Source organism: Burkholderia sp. Bp9099 (assembly GCF_003857805.1).
Taxonomy (GTDB): domain Bacteria; phylum Pseudomonadota; class Gammaproteobacteria; order Burkholderiales; family Burkholderiaceae; genus Burkholderia.
In genome coordinates, this window is the sequence record NZ_QTPU01000014.1 from 12,704 (window position 1) to 31,523 (window position 18,820).

Here is an 18,820-nt window from a genome sequence, read left to right on the forward strand (position 1 = left end):
AAGCGCGACTCAGGCGAGCGCGGCCGGCGGCTCGCGCCGATGCCGCGACAGCCGTTCCTCCGCGAGCGCGAGCGCTTCGGGCAGCCCGCGCAGCACGACGATGTCGCTCGCGCGCAGCTTGGTCTGCGGGTCGGGTTCGACGCCGCGGATGCCGTGCCGGCGGATCGCCGTGACTTCCAGCCCGAGCGCATACAGCCCGAGCTCCTCCAGCGAGCGCCCGACCGCATCCGCGCGCGCGTCGACCGGCACCGATTGTAGCCGCACCTGCTCGTGATCGTCGTCGTCCGTGTCGTCGGCGCCGCGGAAATAGCCGCGCAGCAGGCTGTAGCGCTCGTCGCGCATCTCCTCGACGCGCCGCACGACCTTGCGCATCGGCACGCCGACCAGCACCAGCGTGTGCGACGCGAGCATCAGGCTGCCCTCGACGATCTCCGGAATCACCTCGGTCGCGCCGGCCGCGAGCAGCTTCTCGAGATCGGCATCGTCGACCGTGCGCACGATCGCCGGCAGCGTCGGCTCGAGCTCGTGCACGTGGTGCAGCACGCGCAGCGCCGACGGCGTGTTCGCATACGTGATCGCGACGGCCGCCGCGCGATGGATACCGGCCGCGAGCAGCGACTCGCGGCGCGCCGCGTCGCCGAACACGACCGATTCGCCGGCCGTCGCGGCCGCGCTCACGCGATCGGGGTCGAGGTCGAGCGCGACATACGAAATGCCTTCCTGCTCGAGCATGCGCGCCAGGTTCTGCCCCGCGCGGCCGTAGCCGCAGATGATCACGTGGCCGCGCTGCTTGAGGCTTTGCGTCGCGATCCGCGTCATCTGCAGCGACTGCTGCATCCATTCCGTCGACGACAGCCGCATCACGATCCGGTCGGCGTTCTGGATCAGGAACGGCGCGGCGAGCATCGACAGCAGCATCGACGCGAGGATCGCCTGCAGCAGCGTCGAATCGACGAGATGCCGGTCGAGGATCAGGTTCAGCAGCACGAAGCCGAATTCGCCGGCCTGCGCGAGGCCGATGCCGGTGCGCATCGCGACGCCCGGCGTCGCGCCGAACAGCCGCGCGAGCCCCGCGATCATCGTCGCCTTGAACAGGATCTGTCCGACGAAGAAGCCGAGCACCAGCAACGGATGCTCCCAGATCACGCGCGGATCGAGCAGCATCCCGGTCGTCACGAAGAACAGGCCGAGCAGCACGTCGCGGAACGGCTTGATGTCCTCTTCCACCTGATGCCGGAACGGCGTCTCGGAGATCAGCATCCCCGCGATGAACGCGCCGAGCGCGAGCGACAGGCCGAAGCGGTCGGTGATGAACGCGGCGCCGAGCGTGACGAGCAGCAGGTTCAGCACGAACAGTTCCTGCGAGCGGCGCCGCGCGACGACGTTGAGCCAGCGCGTCATGAAACGCTGGCCGACGATCAGCAGCAGCGCGAGCGCGATCACGATCTTGACGGCCGCGAACCCGAGCGTGAGCGCGAGATCCTTCGACGACTCGGCGCCGAACGCGGCGATCACGATCAGCAGCGGCACCACCGCGAGATCCTGGAACAGCAGCACGCCGAAGATGTTGCGGCCGTGCGCGGTCTCGATCTCGAGCCGCTCGGCGAGCATCTTCGACACGATCGCCGTCGACGACATCGCGAGCGCGCCGCCGAGCGCGACGCTGCCCTGCCACGTGATGTGCACCCAGCGCTCGAACAGCGCGCCGAGCACAACCGCGAGCGCGAGGGTCGCGACCACCTGCAGCAGCCCGAGCCCGAACACGAGCCGCTGCATCGCCCGCAGCTTCGCGAGCGAGAATTCGAGGCCGATCGAGAACATCAGGAACACTACGCCGAATTCCGCGAGATGCTCGGCCCGTTCGAGGTCCGCGGCAATGCCGAACGCGTGCGGGCCGACCAGGATGCCGACGGTCAGGTAGCCGAGCATCGGCGGCAGGTTCAGCGAGCGAAATACGACGACGCCCACTACCGAGGCCAGCAGCAGCAGCAGGGTCATTTCGAGCGGGGAAATCACGGGCGAAGCGTCCTCGTTCGTCGGGGCCACGGCAAGGCGGGCGCAGGTGGTGGCGGTAGGCAAGCGGCATCGGACGAGTCCGAAGGCGCGGCGCGGCGAACAAACGCCTTTGCTATACTCCGCGCATGATAGCGAAAATCAATGATGATCGGGCGCTCGCGCTCGCCCGCGACGTGCTTGACATCGAGGCGGACGCCGTGCGCGCGCTGCGCGACCAGCTCGACGGCGACTTCGTTCAGGCCGTCGCGCTGCTGCTCGGCTGCCGCGGCCGCGTCGTGGTATCCGGCATCGGCAAATCGGGGCATATCGCCCGCAAGATCGCGGCCACGCTCGCCAGCACCGGCACGCCGGCCTTCTTCGTCCACCCGGCCGAGGCCAGCCACGGCGACCTCGGCATGGTCACGTCGGACGACGTCTTCATCGGCATCTCCTATTCCGGCGAATCGGAAGAACTCGTCGCGATCTTGCCGCTCGTGAAGCGGATCGGCGCGAAGCTGATCGCGATCACGGGCCGCGCGGAATCGAGCCTCGGCACGCTCGCCGACGTGAACCTGAACGCCGCGGTGTCGAAGGAAGCCTGCCCGCTGAACCTCGCCCCCACCGCGAGCACGACCGCCGCGCTCGCGCTCGGCGACGCGCTCGCCGTCGCGGTGCTCGACGCGCGCGGCTTCGGTTCCGAGGATTTCGCGCGCTCGCATCCGGGCGGCGCGCTCGGCCGGCGCCTGCTCACCCACGTGCGCGACGTGATGCGCTCGGGCGACGACGTGCCGCGCGTCGGGCTCGACGCGACGCTGTCGGACGCCCTGTTCCGGATCACCGCGAAGCGGCTGGGCATGACCGCCGTGGTCGAGCCCGACGGCCGCGTGGCCGGCATCTTCACCGACGGCGACCTGCGCCGTGTGCTCGCGCGCGACGGCGATTTCCGCACGCTGCCGATCGTCGACGTGATGACGCGCGAGCCGCGCACGATCGGCCCCGACCATCTCGCGGTCGAGGCCGTGGAACTGATGGAGCGCCACCGGATCAACCAGATGCTGGTGGTCGATGCCGACGGCGCGCTGATCGGCGCGCTGAACATGCACGACCTGTTTTCGAAGAAGGTGATCTGATGAGCGCAGCGCTGACTGCGGCCGAACGCGCGAGCCGCGTGAAGCTGATGATTTTCGACGTCGACGGCGTGCTGACCGACGGCGGGCTGCTATTTACCGCGGCCGGCGACGCGATGAAGTCATTCAATTCGCTCGATGGCCACGGCGTGAAGCTGCTCGGCGAAGCCGGCATCGCAACCGCGATCATCACCGGCCGCCGCTCGGAAATCGTCGCGGCACGCGCGAAGGAAATGAAGATCGCGCACCTGTTCCAGGGCGTCGAGAACAAGCTCGCCGTGTTCGCCGACCTGATCGCATCGCTCGGCATCACCGCCGACGCCTGCGGCTACATGGGCGACGACTGGCCCGACCTGCCGGTGATGCTGCGCTGCGGCTTCGCGACGGCACCGGCCAACGCGCACCCCGAGGTGATCGCGCGTGCGCACTGGGTGGCCGAGGCCCGCGGGGGCCACGGCGCGGTGCGCGAGGTCTGCGACGCGATCCTGCGCGCGCAGCGCCGCTACGACGCGCTGCTTGCGGCTGCCTGTGGAGCCTGACGGATGAACACGCATTTCCGCTGGACCCAGCTGCTGCCGCTCGTCGCGGTCGCCGCGCTCGCGGGCATCACGTGGTGGCTGCTGCAGGCGACGCTGCCGCCGCCCGGCGAGGGCGCCGTGCGGCCGAAGCGCCACACGCCCGATTATTTCGCGGACAACTTTTCCGTCACCGAGCTCGACCAGTCCGGCTCGACGCAATACCGGCTGACGGCCGCGAAGCTGATCCATTACGAAGACACCGACAACAGCGACCTGACCGATCCGGCCATGCGCGCGTTCCAGCCCGGCAAGCCGGTCGTGACGACCACCGCGAAGCGCGGCACCGTCAACGGCGACGTGTCGATCGTCGACTTGTACGACGATGCGCGCATCCTGCGCGTGGCCGGCGGCGGCGATCCGCAGATGCAGGCCGATTCCCAGCATTTCCGGATCTTCGTCAATGACGATGTGATCCAGACCGAAAAGCCGGTTAAACTTCAGCGCGGCCTGTCGCTCGTCAACGCGACCGACGGCATGAAGTACAACAACGTCACCCGGGTCATCGAGCTTTACGGCAACGTGCGCGGCACGATCGCCGCGGCGGACACGTCCGGCGGCTCGAAAGGTCAATCCAGGTGACGCATCCCTCACGTGACTGCATGAACGAACCGTTCCCTCGACAGAATTCCGGCGGCGCTGCGCGCGCCGTCCGCGCCGCGCTCGCCGCGACGCTCGTGGCGCTCCCGCTCGTCGGGCTGGCGCCGCTCGCCCATGCCGAGAAGGCCGACCAGAACAAGCCGATCAACGTCGAGGCGGACAACCTGACCTATGACGACCTGAAGCAGGTGACGGTCGCGACCGGCAACGTCGTGATCACGAAGGGCACGATCATCATCAAGGGCGACCGCGTCGAAGTGCGCCAGGATCCGGAAGGCTATCAGTACGCGACGTCGTTCGGCAGCGGCAAGAAGCACGCGACGTTCCGCCAGAAGCGCGAAGGCCTCGACGAATACATCGACGGCGACGCCGAGCGCATCGACTACGACGGCAAGCAGGACCTGACGACGCTGACGACCGCCGCGACCGTGCGCCGCCTGCAGGGCACGTCGACGATCGCCGACACCGTGCACGGCAGCGTGATCACGTACGACGGCCAGCGCGACTTCTACACCGCGAAGGGCGGCAAGGACGTCGCGGCGCCGGGCAACCCGAACGGCCGCGTGCGCGCGATGCTGTCGCCGAAGAACGGCGGCCCCGGGCAGCTGAACGGCGCGCCGGCGAAGCTGTCGCCGTCGACCACGATCCAGGGAGCGCCGGCCCAATGAACGCGCTTCCGAACCGCCAGCCGGCCGGCACGACGAGCTCGCTCGTCGTGCGCAACCTGAAGAAACGCTACGGCTCGCGCACCGTCGTCAAGGACGTGTCGCTCGACGTGAAGAGCGGCGAGGTCGTCGGCCTGCTCGGCCCGAACGGCGCCGGCAAGACGACGTCGTTCTACATGATCGTCGGCCTCGTGCCGACGGATGCGGGCGAAATCTCGCTGAACGGCAGCTCGATCGGCCTGCTGCCGATCCACAAGCGCGCGTCGCTCGGCCTGTCGTACCTGCCGCAGGAAGCGTCGGTGTTCCGCAAGCTGACCGTCGAGGAAAACATCCGCGCGGTGCTCGAGCTGCAGCACGGCGAAGACGGCAAGCGGCTGTCGAAGGACGCGATCGCGTCGCGCACCGAGGCGCTGCTCGACGAACTGCAGATCGGCCACCTGCGCGAGAACCCGGCGCTGTCGCTGTCGGGCGGCGAACGCCGTCGCGTCGAGATCGCGCGCGCGCTCGCGACCAATCCGAACTTCATCCTGCTCGACGAGCCGTTCGCCGGCGTCGACCCGATCGCGGTGCTCGAGATCCAGAAGATCGTCAAGTTCCTGAAGCAGCGCAACATCGGCGTGTTGATTACCGATCACAACGTCCGCGAAACGCTCGGCATCTGCGACCACGCTTACATCATCAGCGACGGTTCGGTGCTCGCCGCCGGCGCGCCGAGCGAAATCATCGAAAACGAAAGCGTGCGCCGCGTGTACCTCGGCGAACACTTCCGCATGTAAATCCCCCGTGGCTGGCCGCCCCCGCCCGGCATCGCCGCGCGGGGCGCGCCCGCGTGTCCTGCGGCCCCGCCGCGGCCGGGCGCCGCGCCGCGCGTAATCGCGGATGGCTCAAGGCGCCTGGGTCGTGGCAAACTGCCGGTATGACTCCCTCTCTGCCATGAAAGCCAGCCTTCAACTCCGCCTGTCGCAACACCTGGCGCTGACACCGCAACTGCAGCAGTCGATCCGGCTCCTGCAGCTGTCGACGCTCGAACTGCAGCAGGAAGTCGCGATGGCCGTCGCGCAGAATCCGCTGCTCGAGAACGACGACGAATGGATCGCGAGCCCGCTGCGCGTCGCGGCGGACGGATCGCTGATCGCGCAGACGCCGCCCGGACAGAACACCGAACCGGGCATCACGAACGGCGGCAGCCAGTCGAGCGAACGCGCCGAGCGCGACGAGCCGGCCGGCGCCGACGAATACGACGGATACGCATCGGGCGACGCCGGCGACGGCCCGCAGTGGAATCTCGACGAGTTCGGCCGCTCGAGCGGCGCCTCGGACGATGACGATCTCCCGCCGCTGCAGGTGCAGGAAGCCGCGACGTCGCTGCGCGACCACCTGTCCGCGCAATTGCGCGTCACGCAGGCCGGGCCGCGCGACCGCGCGCTCGTGATGTTCCTGATCGAATCGCTCGACGACGACGGCTACCTGACCGCCACGCTCGACGAAGTGCTCGCCGACCTGCCGCCCGAACTGGAAATCGACTGCGACGAACTGAATGCGGCGCTCGCGCTGCTGCACAGTTTCGATCCTGCCGGGGTCGGGGCCCGCTCGGCGTCCGAATGCCTGAAGCTGCAGTTGCTGCGCCTCGATCCGTCCCCCACCCGCACGCTCGCGCTGGAGATCGTGTCGCAGCACCTCGAACTGCTCGCCGCGCGCGACTTCACGCGGCTGCGCAAGCAGCTGAAGGCGAGCGACGACGCGCTACGCGACGCGCACGCGCTGATCCGCTCGCTGGAGCCGTTCCCCGGCGCTGCCTACGGCAAGGCCGAGGCCGACTACGTCGTGCCCGACATCATCGTGAAGAAGGCCGGCCAGGGCTGGCTCGCGGAACTCAATCCGGAAGTGATGCCGCGCCTGCGGATCAACAACCTGTACGCGAACATCCTGCGCAACAGCCGCGGCGACCCGTCGGCCGGATCGTTGAAACAACAGCTCCAGGAAGCACGCTGGCTGATCAAGAACATCCAGCAGCGATTCGACACGATCCTGCGTGTCGCGCAGGCTATTGTCGAACGTCAGAAGAACTTCTTTGCGCATGGCGAAATTGCCATGCGCCCCTTGGTTTTGCGGGAAATAGCTGATACGCTGGGCCTACACGAGTCGACTGTCAGCCGTGTGACAACCGGGAAGTACATGCTGACCCCGTTCGGGACGCTGGAATTCAAGTACTTCTTCGGATCACACGTTTCGACCGACACCGGAGGCGCCGCATCGTCGACCGCCATCCGAGCCCTGATCAAGCAACTGATAGGAGCTGAAGACCCCAAATCGCCACTTTCGGACAGCCGCATTGCCGAGCTGCTGGCAGAACAGGGATTCGTGGTTGCGCGCCGCACGGTTGCCAAGTACCGCGAAGCCCTCAAGATCCCGGCAGTGAATCTGCGCAAGTCTCTTTAAGCCTGCTGCCTGCCCGGCGGCAGGCGTGTTCCGGCCACCGCGCACTCGGGGAACAGGCCGGGCGACTTGTCCGCGAATTTGCCGCGCCATGCGGCAGGGGCAAGTCGACCGGAGCGCCGCCTCGATGCGGCCGGGTGGTCACTCGCTTGGAGAAGCACTATGAACCTGAAGATCAGTGGACATCATCTCGAAGTCACGCCTGCAATTCGCGAATACGTGATCACCAAGCTGGACCGGGTGCTACGGCATAGCGATCAGGTGATCGATGGCACTGTGATCCTCTCGGTCGACAATCACAAGGAAAAGGACAAGCAGCAGCGCGCGGAAATCAACCTGCATCTGAAGGGCAAGGACATCTTCGTCGAAAGCGCAAACGGCAACCTGTACGCTGCGATCGATCTGCTGATCGACAAGCTGGATCGCCAGGTCGTCAAGCACATGGAGCGTCTGCAGACCCATGCGCACGACCCGATCAAGCTGCAGCCGTCGATCGACCAGATCGAACTGCCGCCGCAATAACGTTCACCGCAACACACACGCCGCCCGGTTCGCCGGGCGTTTTTTTTGCGTCCACGCGGCAGTGGTGCGACCGGTCCGTCCATGCCGCGCCACGCACGCGGCTGTGCTCTATAATGTTCCGGTTATCGCCGGGGGGCGTTGGGTGCGGTAGCTGTCGTGCAGGTTTCCGATGCCGAACGCCTTGATATCGCCGAACATGGAAAATCAGTCTGCCGCCGCAAGGAGACCCCAGGCCGCCCAATCGCCTGCCAACATGAATCGCCTAGCCAAAATCCTGCCCATAGAGAACGTCGTCATCGACCTCTCCGTCACCAGCAAGAAACGCGTCTTCGAACAAGCCGGGCTGATGTTCGAGAATCAGAACGGCATCGCCCGCAGCACCGTCACGGACAACCTGTTCGCGCGCGAGCGCCTCGGCTCGACCGGGCTCGGCGAAGGCGTCGCGATTCCGCACGGGCGCATCAAGGGGCTCAAGCATCCGCTCGCCGCCTTCGTGCGGCTCGCCGACGCGATCCCGTTCGAAGCGCCCGACGGCCAGCCGGTCGGTCTCCTGATTTTCCTGCTCGTCCCCGAGCAAGCCACCCAGCAGCACCTCGAGATCCTGTCGGAAATCGCGCAACTGCTGTCCGATCGCGACGCGCGAGAGCGTCTGCACAACGAAACGGATCTCGCCGAGTTGCATCGCCTGCTCACTCAGTGGCAACCTTGAGTTGATCCGGGCGGATTATTTTCCCGAACGAGGCGGCACACGCCGCCGACCAGGGCCGCCCGGCGCCGGTCCGGCATGGCGACGCCCGTCGCCGCGCGCATGCACCGGCTCATTGGAGTGACGAGAGTCATGGATACGTCCAGCATCAACGCCCAGAGCATCTTCGACGACAACGCGGCCACGCTGAAACTGAGCTGGCTGACGGGGCATGAAGGCTGGGAGCGCGGTTTTTCGGCCGACACCGTCGGCAACGCGACGTCGAGCGCCGACCTCGTCGGCCACCTGAACCTGATCCACCCGAACCGGATCCAGGTGCTCGGCGAAGCCGAAATCGACTACTACCAGCGGCAGACCGACGAAGACCGTTCGCGCCACATGGCCGAGCTGATCGCGCTCGAACCGCCGTTCCTCGTCGTCGCCGGCGGCGCCGCCGCGCCGCCCGAGCTCGTGCTGCGCTGCACGCGCTCGTCCACGCCGCTGTTCACGACGCCGATGTCGGCGGCCGCCGTGATCGACAGCCTGCGGCTCTACATGTCGCGCATCCTCGCGCCGCGCGCGACACTGCACGGCGTGTTCCTCGACATCCTCGGGATGGGCGTGCTGCTCACCGGCGACTCCGGGCTCGGCAAGAGCGAACTCGGCCTCGAACTCATCAGCCGCGGCCACGGCCTCGTCGCCGACGACGCGGTCGACTTCGTCCGACTTGGCCCCGATTTCGTCGAAGGCCGCTGCCCGCCGCTGCTGCAGAACCTGCTCGAAGTGCGCGGCCTCGGCCTGCTCGACATCAAGACGATCTTCGGCGAAACCGCGGTGCGCCGGAAAATGAAGCTGAAGCTGATCGTCCAGCTCGTGCGCCGCCCGGACGGCGAATTCCAGCGGCTGCCGCTGGAAAGCCAGACGGTCGACGTGCTCGGTCTGCCGATCAGCAAGGTCACGATCCAGGTCGCGGCCGGCCGCAACCTCGCGGTGCTGGTCGAGGCGGCCGTGCGGAACACGATCCTGCAGTTGCGCGGCATCGACACGTTGCGCGATTTCATGGATCGGCAACGACTCGCGATGCAGGATCCCGACAGCCAGTTCCCCGGCAAGCTCGTGTAACCGCCCGGCGCCGGCCTCGCAGCGCCGACGCGTCGAGCCGGTGCTATGATGAAACGTCAGGATTCTCTGCTTCCCATGCGCATCGTCCTCATCACCGGCATCTCCGGCTCAGGCAAGTCCGTCGCGCTGAACGCGCTCGAAGACGCAGGCTACTACTGCGTCGACAACCTGCCGCCGCACGTGCTCCCCGAACTCGCCCGCTACCTGGCCGACGGCGGCCAGCACCGGCTCGCGGTCGCGATCGATGCGCGTTCGAGCGCATCGCTGGACGAAATGCCCGGCCTGATCCGCTCGCTGTCGCTCGAGCACGATGTCCGCGTGCTGTTCCTCAACGCAAGCACGCAGGCGCTGATCCAGCGCTTCTCCGAAACGCGCCGGCGCCACCCGCTGTCCGGCTCGCCGTCGCACGACGCGAACGTCGGACTGCTGTCGTCGCTCGAGGAAGCGATCGAGCGCGAACGCGAGCTGGTCGCGCCGCTCGCAGAATTCGGCCACCAGATCGATACGAGCACGCTGCGCGCGAACGTGCTGCGCACGTGGGTCAAGCGCTTCATCGAGCAGAAGAACAACGACCTGATGGTGATGTTCGAGTCATTCGGCTTCAAGCGCGGCGTGCCGCTCGATGCCGACCTGATGTTCGACGTACGCGCGCTGCCGAACCCGTACTACGACCATGAGCTGCGCCCGCTCACCGGGCTGGACCAGCCGGTCATCGCCTTTCTCGACGCACTGCCGATCGTCCACCAGATGATCGACGACATCCATGCGTTCCTGATGAAATGGCTGCCGCACTTTCGTGAAGACAACCGCAGCTACCTGACCGTCGCCATCGGCTGCACGGGCGGTCAGCATCGCTCGGTGTTCATCGCGGAAACGCTCGCCGCGCGCCTCGCGCACGATGCGAACGTGATCGTGCGGCATCGTGACGCGCCGGTGGATGTCGACGCGTCGTCGCGGCTCGTCACCGAGGTCGAACGACCTTAGCGACACCGCCCTCTCGCCGGCGCGCCATGTCCACCCTATCGACCACCCTGATCGACCTACCGCTGTTTCCGCTGCATACGGTGCTGTTCCCCGGTGGCTTGCTGCCGCTCAAGGTATTCGAGGCGCGCTATCTCGACATGTCGCGCGCGTGCCTGCGCGACGACGCGCCGTTCGGCGTGTGCCTCCTGAAGAGCGGGCCCGAAGTCGCGCAGGACGGCGCCGTGTCGGTGCCCGAGACGATCGGCTGCATGGCGCGCATCACCGAGTGCGACACCGGCGAATTCGGGATGCTGTACCTGCAGGCGATCGGCACGCAGCGATTCGAGTTGCTGTCGTATCGCGTCGAAAGCAACGGGCTGCTGGTCGGGATCGCGGAGCCGCTGCCCGACGACATCCCGCTCGAAGGCGAACAGGCGCTCGCACAATTCGGCTCGTGCGCCGAGGTGCTCGAGCGCATCATCGAAGCGCTGAAGAAGTCCGAACCGGACAAGATGCCGTTCGGCGAACCGTTCCGCCTCGACGACCCGAGCTGGGTGTCGAACCGACTCGCGGAACTGCTGCCGCTCGACCTGCGCGCACGGCAGAAGCTGATGGAGTTTCCGGATGTCGGCGCGCGGATCGACGCCGTGCACCACGTGCTCGACCGGCACGGCTGGCTGTAAGGCGCGGCCGGCCAGCCGCGTCGCACCGGCGTCGCCGGGCGGATCATCCTGACGGGCGAGCCGACCGCGTCGGCGCGGCACTTCCGTAAGCACGGCCCGCGCCGCGCCCTTTCCCCATCGTTACAGCAACGACCCGCTCAGCGCATCGAGCAGCTTGCGCACGGGCGCCGGCACGCCGTACGCATCGAGCCCGGCGAGCGGCACCCACGCCGTCTCGGCATCCCGTGCATGCGCAAGCGGAAGGCCGCCGTTCGTCATGTCGCTCAGCCGCGGCTCGATCTCGAGCCGGAAATGCGTGAACGTGTGCGTGAACGGCGCGAGCGGCACCGGGCCGCCGCCGCCGAAGCCACGCGCGAGTTCCGCGAGCGCCGCGTCGCCGTCCGCCTGCGGCAGGCACCACAGGCCGCCCCAGATGCCGGCCGGCGGACGCCGTTCGAGCAGCACGGCGTCGCCGTCGCGCAGCACGAGCATCCAGGTCTTGCGCGTCGGTACGGCCTTCTTCGGCCGCGCGGCCGGCAGTTCGCGCTGGCGGCCCGTGGATTGCGCGACGCAGTCGCCCGCGAACGGGCAGCGCGCGCAATCCGGCTTGCCGCGCACGCACAGCGTCGCGCCGAGATCCATCAGCCCCTGCGTATAGGCACTCACGTCGGCCGCGTTCGCGGCATCCGGCAGCAGCGATTCGGCCAGCGCCCACATGTCGTTCTCGACGCGCTTCTCGCCCGGAAAGCCCTCGACGCCGAACACGCGCGCCAGCACGCGCTTCACGTTGCCGTCGAGGATCGTCGCGCGTGCACCGTATGCGAACGACGCGATCGCCGCGGCCGTCGAACGGCCGATGCCGGGCAGTTCGGCGAGCGCTTCCGGCGTCGACGGGAATACGCCGCCATGCTCGGCGACGACGACCTGCGCGCAGCGGTGCAGATTGCGCGCGCGCGAGTAGTAGCCGAGCCCGGCCCACAGCGCCATCACGTCGTCGGACGGCGCGGCCGCGAGCGCAGCGACGTCGGGAAAGCGCTCGAGAAAGCGCGTGTAATACGGGACGACGGTCGAGACCTGCGTCTGCTGCAGCATGATTTCCGACAGCCAGATCCAGTAGGGATCGCGGGTGTTCTGCCACGGCAGGTCGTGGCGGCCGTGCTCGCGCTGCCAGGCGATCAGTCGCGTGGCGAACGTGCGATGCAGCGGCGTGACGGGGAACGGAGCGGGGGCGATGCGGGGCGGCTTCAAGTGTTCGAATCTTCGGAAAAAGGTTGCAACGCGGGGCTCAACGCTGGCAGGTCGGGCAGTAATAAGTCGAACGCTGACCCTGCACGATCTGGCGGATCGGCGTGCCGCAGACGCGGCAAGGCAGCCCCGCACGGTCGTAGACGAAGCAGTCGAGCTGGAAATAGCCGCTTTCGCCGTTGCTGCCGACGAAATCGCGCAGCGTACTGCCGCCGCGCTCGATCGCGTCGGCGAGCGTCGCGCGCACCGCGTCGGCCAGCCGCTCATAGCGCGGCAGCGACACCTTGCCGGCCGCGGTCGTCGGCCGGATGCCCGCGCGAAACAGGCTCTCCGACGCATAGATGTTGCCGACGCCGACGACCATGTCGCCCGCGAGCAGCGCCTGTTTGACCGACACCGTGCGGCCGCGCGTGCGTGCGTGCAGCAGCGCGCCGGTGAACGCCGGCGAGAACGGCTCGACGCCGAGGCTCGCGAGCAGCGGATGCGCATGCACGTCGCCGGCTTCGCGCGGGTGCCACAGCACGGCGCCGAAACGGCGCGGATCGCGGAACCGCAGCACGAATTCGTCGAAGATCCAGTCGATGTGGTCGTGTTTCGCAGCCACCGGCACGCCGGCCGCGGGCAGCACGCGCAGCGTGCCCGTCATCCCGAGATGGACGATGAACCAGCCTGCGTCGACCTCGAACAGCAGATACTTGCCGCGACGCTCGACGGCGAGCACCTCGCGCGCGCGCAACTGCTCGGCGAGCCCCGCCGGCACGGGCCAGCGCAGCATCGCGGTACGGACGTCGACACGCTCGACGCGGCGGCCCGCGACAAAGGGCTCGATGCCCCGGCGCGTGACTTCGACTTCTGGCAACTCTGGCATGTTCTACGGGTCTGAAACTCGATTCACGATCGTGCGTGTATTGTAGCGAGCGCGTTACAATCGGTTGAAACATCGAACGGATTTCCATGACCCTGCCCTCGAAGCTGCTTCTGAAGCGCCCCGCCGCCGAGCGCGGCGTGCGTGCCTTCCCGGTCCGCCGTGCGCTCGGCGCCGCGCTGTTCGCCGCCTGGACCCTCACCGCCATCCCGGCTCACGCGCAGGATCCGGCATCGGACGACGCGGAGCCGCAGGGCGCGTTCGAGCACGTGATGCCGGACGAGCAGAAGAATCTCCCGGGCGTGCCGCTGACGAGCCAGATCGTCTACCAGGTACTGGCCGCCGAAGTCGCGCTTCAGCGCAACCAGCCGGCGCCGGCCTACCAGACCTACCTCGCGCTCGCCCGCGACACGCGCGATCCGCGCATGGCGCAGCGTGCGACCGAGATCGCGCTCGGCGCGCAAAGCCCGGCCGACGCGCTGTCCGCGGCCAATCTCTGGCGCCAGTACGCACCGGATTCGAACCGCGCATCGCAAGTCGACGCCGCGCTGCTGGTGCTCGCCGGCAAGCCGGCCGACGCGCAGCCGATGCTCGCGCGCGAACTGGCCCGCGCGACCGGCGAAACGCGCGGCCCCGCGATCCTCGCGCTGCAGGCGCTGCTGGTGCGCGGCGCGGACCGCGTCGGCGGCCTCGCGGTGCTGAAGGACATGCTGAAGAACGACATGAACCGTCCCGAGGCGCAGCTCGCGATCGCGCGGCAGCAGCTCGCGGTCGACGACAAGGAAGGCGCCGCGCAGTCGCTGAAGCAGGCGCTGCAGATCCGCCCCGACTATCTGCCGGCGGCGCTGATGCTGTCGCAGATGGGGCCTGCCGAGCGCGCAGCCGGCATCACGTCGTTCGAGAAATATGTTCAGCAGAATCCGAAGTCGCGCGATGCGCGCCTCGCACTGTCGCAGCTCTACCTCGCCGACGACCGCCTCGACGACGCGCAGAAGCAGTTCGAGACGATGCGCAAGCTCGACGCGAAGGACCCGACGCCGCTGATGGCGCTCGCGCTGATCAAGATCCAGCAGAAGAAACTCGACGACGCGAACGCATACCTGAAGCAGTACGTGCAGCTCGGCAACAAGCAGCCGAACCTCGACGTCGGCCAGGGCTACATCTACCTCGCGCAGATCTCGATCGAACAGGGCAATGACGCGCAGGCGTCGCAATGGCTCGACAAGGTCGACCAGACGAGCCAGCACTACCTGCCCGCGCAGATCACGCGCGCGCAGCTCCTGCAGAAACAGGGCAAGACCGACGAGGCCCGCAAGGTGCTCGACGACCTGCCGATCAGCGATCCGCGCGATGCGGCCGTGGTCGCACGCACCGACGCGTCGATCCTGTTTACCGCGAAGCGCTATCCGGAAGCCGAGGCGCGACTCGCGCAGGCAGTCCAGGACTTCCCGGACGATCCCGACCTGCGCTACGACTACGCGATGGCCGCCGAGAAGACGGGCCACTACGCGGCAATGGAAAAGCAGCTGCGCGAGCTGATGCGCACGCAGCCCGACAACCCGCAGGCGTACAACGCGCTCGGCTATTCGCTGGCCGATCGCAACCAGCGCCTGCCCGAAGCCAGCAAGCTGATCGACAAGGCGCTGTCGCTCGCGCCGAACGACGCGTACATCATGGACAGCCTCGGCTGGGTGAAGTACCGGATGGGCGACGCGGCCGGCGCGGCGAAGGTGCTGCGGCGCGCGTACGAGCTGCAGCCGAACGCCGAGATCGGCGCGCACCTCGGCGAAGTGCTGTGGAAGAGCGGCGCGCAGGACGACGCGCGCACCGCGTGGCGTGCCGCGCAGAAGCTCGAGCCCGACAACGACACGCTCGTGCAGACGCTCAAGCGCCTGCAGATCAACGGCCTCTGATGCGGATGTTCCCGATGCTTTCCCTGTCTTCCCGCGCGCTGCGCACGCTGGCCGCGGCCGGCGCCGCGCTCGCGCTCGCCGGCTGCGCGAGCACGCCGCCGGCGGCGAATGCGCCGGCGGGCGCCGTGCTGCAAACGGCCGCGACGCACGCGTACCACGGCCGTTTCGCGGTGCAGTACAACGATCGCCTCGGCCGACCGCAGAACGTGTACGGCAACTTCGACTGGCAGGAGTACGGCGACGACGTGTCGCTGGAGCTGCGCAGCCCGCTCGGCCAGACGCTCGCGGTCGTGAAATCGACACCGCAGGCCGCGTCGCTCGAACTGCCGAACCGCCAGCCGCAATACGCGACGGACGTCGGCGAGCTGATGCAGAACACGCTCGGCTTCTCGCTGCCGCTGGCGGGCCTGCGCTACTGGCTGCTGCCGACGCCCGCGCCCGCGACGCCCGCGCAGACGGTGCGCGACCCGGCCGACACGACGCACGTCAAGCAGATCCGCCAGGACGGCTGGACGATCGACTATCTCGCCTACGCGGACGCACCGGCCACGGGCGTCAAACGCGTCAACCTCGTGCGCGCGACGCCGCCGCTCGACATCAAGCTCGTGCTCGACCAGTAAGCACGTGAACCTAGCCCCGACATACGCATGACCGATTCGATCCGCTCGCTGCGCAACTGCCTTGCGCCCGCGAAACTCAACCTGTTCCTGCACATCACCGGCCGCCGCCCGAACGGCTATCACGATCTGCAGAGCGTGTTCCAGCTGCTGAACTGGGGCGACACGCTGCATTTCACGCTGCGCGACGACGGTCGCGTCGCACGCGTCACCGACGTGCCGGGCGTGCCCGAGGAAAGCGATCTCGTCGTGCGCGCGGCCAACCTGCTGAAAACGCACACGGGCACCGCGGCCGGCGTCGACATCGAGATCGACAAGCGCCTGCCGATGGGCGCGGGCCTCGGCGGCGGCAGCTCCGATGCGGCAACGACGCTGCTCGCGCTGAACCGTCTGTGGCAACTGAACCTGCCGCGCGCGGAACTCCAGTCGCTCGCGGTGAAACTCGGTGCCGACGTTCCGTTTTTTGTTTTTGGAAAAAATGCGTTCGCAGAGGGTATCGGAGAAGAATTAGCTGAGGTAGAATTGCCGACTCGCTGGTTTTTGGTTGTGACGCCGCGAGTTCATGTCCCCACCGCTGAAATTTTTTCAGACGAGTTGTTGACAAGAGATACAAAGCGAGTCACAATTACAGACTTTCTTGCACAGCAAAACAGCGATGCGGGATGGCCAGATAGCTTCGGCCGGAACGATATGCAGCAAGTTGTGACAAGTAAGTACGCGGAAGTTGCGCAGGTGGTCAAATGGTTGTATAATGTGACCCCCGCGAGGATGACCGGCTCCGGAGCAAGCGTGTTTGCAGCGTTTCATAGCAAGCACGAGGCAGAAGCGGCGCAAGCCAGGCTGCCCACCGGTTGGAACGGTGCAGTTGCCGAGAGCCTGAACGAGCATCCGCTCTTCGCTTTCGCGTCATGAAGTTTTGCTTTGCCGGATGGCCTACAAGTCCGGTGAAGTTATCAGTTGAGTGTAGGGGAGTCGCCAAGTTGGTCAAGGCACCGGATTTTGATTCCGGCATGCGAGGGTTCGAGTCCTTCCTCCCCTGCCAAAAATTTTCCCGCATTTCCCGCCTAAGCCTGAAGCAGGTGCACGATGAGCAGCCACAGCCATGATGGCTTGATGGTCTTTACTGGCAACGCGAATCCCGCGCTCGCCCAGGAAGTCGTCAATATCCTTGGAATCCCCCTCGGCAAAGCAATGGTCAGCCGTTTCTCCGACGGTGAGATCCAGGTCGAGATCCAGGAAAACGTGCGCGGCAAGGACGTCTTCGTCCTGCAATCCACGTGCGCGCCGGCCAACGACAACCTGATGGAACTGATGATCATGGTCGATGCGCTCAAGCGCGCATCCGCCGGCCGGATCACCGCTGCCATCCCCTACTTCGGCTATGCCCGCCAGGACCGCCGCCCGCGTTCGGCGCGCGTCGCGATCTCGGCGAAGATCGTCGCGAACATGCTGGAAATCGCCGGCGTCGAGCGGATCATCACGATGGATCTGCACGCCGACCAAATTCAAGGCTTCTTCGACATCCCGGTCGACAACATCTACGCAACGCCGATCCTGCTGGGTGACCTGCGCAAGCAGAACTACTCGGATCTGCTCGTCGTGTCGCCGGACGTCGGCGGCGTGGTCCGCGCCCGGGCACTCGCGAAGCAACTCAACTGCGATCTCGCGATCATCGACAAGCGTCGCCCGAAGGCGAACGTCGCCGAAGTGATGAACATCATCGGTGAAGTCGAAGGCCGCACCTGCGTGATCATGGACGACATGGTCGATACGGCCGGCACGCTCTGCAAGGCCGCGCAAGTGCTGAAGGATCGCGGTGCGAAGCAGGTGTTCGCGTACGCGACGCACCCCGTTCTGTCGGGTGGTGCCGCCGAGCGTATCGCCGCATCGGCACTCGACGAGCTGGTCGTCACCGATACGATCCCGCTGTCGGCCGAGTCGCTGTCCTGCTCGAAGATCCGCTCGCTGACGAGCGCGAGCCTGCTGGCAGAAACGTTCTCGCGGATTCGCCGCGGCGACTCGGTGATGTCGCTGTTCGCGGAATCCTGATCGCGGAACGACACGATATAGCATGCGCAGAAAGCGAAGCGGCAACGCTTCGCTTTTTGCACAATCGGACGGGATAGACGAAACCCCGTCCGTTTCATCGGGGGCCGCCATTTCGCCGGCCCCGTTTTACTGCCTGGTCGCGGGCAGCAAATGGAGAATCACATGAAAGTCGTCGCTTTCGAGCGCCAACAGCAAGGTACGGGTGCGAGCCGCCGCCTGCGCAACGCCGGTAAGACCACGGGTATCGTCTACGGTGGCGAAGCAGCCCCGCAAAAGATCGAACTGGATCACAACGCGCTGTGGCACGCCCTGAAGAAGGAAGCCTTCCACTCGTCGATCCTCGACCTGGAAGTCGCTGGCCAGTCGCAACAGGTTCTGCTGCGCGACGTGCAATACCACCCGTTCAAGCAACTCGTGCTGCACGTGGACTTCCAGCGCGTCGACGCGAAGAAGAAGCTGCACACGAAGGTGCCGCTGCACTTCCTGAACGCTGAAGTCAGCCCGGCAGTGAAGCTGTCGAGCGCAATCGTCTCGCACGTCGCGACGGAAATCGAAGTCGAGTGCCTGCCGTCGGCTCTGCCGGAATTCCTCGAAGTCGATCTGTCGAAGATCGAAGCAGGTCAGTCGCTGCACGCGAAGGACATCGCACTGCCGAAGGGCGTGACGCTGGTCGCGCACGTCGACGCGGAAAACCCGGTTGTCGCATCGGCGACGGTCCCGGCTGGTGCCGTGTCGGACGCAGCAGGCGAAGGCGAAACGCCGGCTGCCTAAGCGGCTGC

19 protein-coding genes and 1 tRNA gene are annotated in these 18,820 nt (G+C 67.0%); 17 read left to right on the plus strand and 3 right to left on the minus strand.

The genetic code is table 11. The features are described 5' to 3' along the window. Window positions 1–9: 9 nt before the first annotated feature. Window positions 10–2,016, minus strand: a complete 2,007-nt coding sequence (locus DIE17_RS17560) for a monovalent cation:proton antiporter family protein (protein ID WP_124520752.1) — start codon at window positions 2,014–2,016, stop codon at window positions 10–12. Between the two features lie 125 nt (window positions 2,017–2,141). Between DIE17_RS17560 and kdsD the strand changes: the two genes are divergently transcribed. The 11 genes from kdsD (at window position 2,142) to DIE17_RS17615 (ending at window position 11,373) form a co-directional block, all read left to right on the plus strand. Continuing rightward, window positions 2,142–3,125, plus strand: coding sequence for an arabinose 5-phosphate isomerase KdsD (kdsD, locus tag DIE17_RS17565; RefSeq protein ID WP_124520750.1), 984 nt, complete (start codon window positions 2,142–2,144; stop codon window positions 3,123–3,125). Beyond that, window positions 3,125–3,661 (plus strand): KdsC family phosphatase, encoded by a 537-nt coding sequence (locus DIE17_RS17570; RefSeq protein WP_044847459.1) that lies wholly within the window; start codon window positions 3,125–3,127, stop codon window positions 3,659–3,661. The genes kdsD and DIE17_RS17570 overlap by 1 nt, the downstream gene beginning before the upstream one ends. 3 nt (window positions 3,662–3,664) lie before the next feature. After that, the gene (gene lptC / locus DIE17_RS17575) at window positions 3,665–4,279 is read left to right on the plus strand and encodes an LPS export ABC transporter periplasmic protein LptC (protein WP_044847460.1); all 615 of its coding nucleotides are present in this window, start codon (window positions 3,665–3,667) and stop codon (window positions 4,277–4,279) included. A 20-nt stretch (window positions 4,280–4,299) separates the two neighbouring features. Then, window positions 4,300–4,965 carry a lipopolysaccharide transport periplasmic protein LptA gene (gene lptA / locus DIE17_RS17580; protein WP_044847461.1) on the plus strand — a complete coding sequence of 222 codons (666 nt, stop codon included), beginning with the start codon at window positions 4,300–4,302 and terminating at the stop codon, window positions 4,963–4,965. Next, entirely contained in the window at window positions 4,962–5,738 is a 777-nt protein-coding gene (gene lptB, locus DIE17_RS17585) for an LPS export ABC transporter ATP-binding protein (RefSeq protein WP_124486505.1), read from the plus strand. Before lptA ends, lptB begins: the two co-directional genes overlap by 4 nt. A 157-nt stretch (window positions 5,739–5,895) precedes the next feature. Beyond that, entirely contained in the window at window positions 5,896–7,401 is a 1,506-nt protein-coding gene (locus tag DIE17_RS17590) for an RNA polymerase factor sigma-54 (protein ID WP_124921196.1), read from the plus strand. A 159-nt stretch (window positions 7,402–7,560) separates the two neighbouring features. Further along, on the plus strand, window positions 7,561–7,920 hold the full coding sequence (hpf, locus tag DIE17_RS17595) for a ribosome hibernation-promoting factor, HPF/YfiA family (RefSeq protein WP_006477786.1): 360 nt from the start codon (window positions 7,561–7,563) through the stop codon (window positions 7,918–7,920). 169 nt (window positions 7,921–8,089) lie between these two features. Next, window positions 8,090–8,629 (plus strand): PTS sugar transporter subunit IIA, encoded by a 540-nt coding sequence (locus DIE17_RS17600; protein ID WP_044847464.1) that lies wholly within the window; start codon window positions 8,090–8,092, stop codon window positions 8,627–8,629. A gap of 129 nt (window positions 8,630–8,758) precedes the next feature. Continuing rightward, entirely contained in the window at window positions 8,759–9,727 is a 969-nt protein-coding gene (gene hprK / locus DIE17_RS17605; RefSeq protein ID WP_006483133.1) for an HPr(Ser) kinase/phosphatase, read from the plus strand. A 75-nt stretch (window positions 9,728–9,802) separates the two neighbouring features. Next, on the plus strand, window positions 9,803–10,711 hold the full coding sequence (gene rapZ, locus DIE17_RS17610) for an RNase adapter RapZ (RefSeq protein ID WP_124520748.1): 909 nt from the start codon (window positions 9,803–9,805) through the stop codon (window positions 10,709–10,711). 26 nt (window positions 10,712–10,737) lie between these two features. Beyond that, window positions 10,738–11,373 carry an LON peptidase substrate-binding domain-containing protein gene (locus DIE17_RS17615; protein WP_124486506.1) on the plus strand — a complete coding sequence of 212 codons (636 nt, stop codon included), beginning with the start codon at window positions 10,738–10,740 and terminating at the stop codon, window positions 11,371–11,373. A gap of 120 nt (window positions 11,374–11,493) precedes the next feature. Here DIE17_RS17615 and mutY read toward each other — a convergent pair whose 3' ends face one another. Both mutY and mutM read right to left on the minus strand, forming a co-directional pair. Beyond that, on the minus strand, window positions 11,494–12,600 hold the full coding sequence (gene mutY / locus DIE17_RS17620; protein WP_124486507.1) for an A/G-specific adenine glycosylase: 1,107 nt from the start codon (window positions 12,598–12,600) through the stop codon (window positions 11,494–11,496). Window positions 12,601–12,637: 37 nt separating this feature from the next. Next, window positions 12,638–13,465: a bifunctional DNA-formamidopyrimidine glycosylase/DNA-(apurinic or apyrimidinic site) lyase gene (gene mutM / locus DIE17_RS17625; RefSeq protein WP_044847468.1), complete on the minus strand. Its 828-nt coding sequence runs from the start codon at window positions 13,463–13,465 to the stop codon at window positions 12,638–12,640. Between the two features lie 86 nt (window positions 13,466–13,551). Between mutM and DIE17_RS17630 the strand changes: the two genes are divergently transcribed. From DIE17_RS17630 to DIE17_RS17655, 6 genes are all read left to right on the plus strand, one after another. Next, the gene (locus tag DIE17_RS17630) at window positions 13,552–15,375 is read left to right on the plus strand and encodes a tetratricopeptide repeat protein (RefSeq protein ID WP_124486508.1); all 1,824 of its coding nucleotides are present in this window, start codon (window positions 13,552–13,554) and stop codon (window positions 15,373–15,375) included. Then, the gene (lolB, locus tag DIE17_RS17635; RefSeq protein WP_124486509.1) at window positions 15,375–15,995 is read left to right on the plus strand and encodes a lipoprotein insertase outer membrane protein LolB; all 621 of its coding nucleotides are present in this window, start codon (window positions 15,375–15,377) and stop codon (window positions 15,993–15,995) included. Before DIE17_RS17630 ends, lolB begins: the two co-directional genes overlap by 1 nt. A 27-nt stretch (window positions 15,996–16,022) precedes the next feature. After that, window positions 16,023–16,904, plus strand: coding sequence for a 4-(cytidine 5'-diphospho)-2-C-methyl-D-erythritol kinase (gene ispE, locus DIE17_RS17640; protein WP_124520746.1), 882 nt, complete (start codon window positions 16,023–16,025; stop codon window positions 16,902–16,904). 53 nt (window positions 16,905–16,957) lie between these two features. Beyond that, window positions 16,958–17,034 (plus strand) — tRNA-Gln (locus DIE17_RS17645). A 44-nt stretch (window positions 17,035–17,078) separates the two neighbouring features. After that, window positions 17,079–18,041, plus strand: coding sequence for a ribose-phosphate pyrophosphokinase (locus tag DIE17_RS17650; RefSeq protein ID WP_044847472.1), 963 nt, complete (start codon window positions 17,079–17,081; stop codon window positions 18,039–18,041). Window positions 18,042–18,203: 162 nt separating this feature from the next. Further along, window positions 18,204–18,812, plus strand: coding sequence for a 50S ribosomal protein L25/general stress protein Ctc (locus DIE17_RS17655; RefSeq protein WP_044847489.1), 609 nt, complete (start codon window positions 18,204–18,206; stop codon window positions 18,810–18,812). Window positions 18,813–18,820 lie beyond the last annotated feature (8 nt).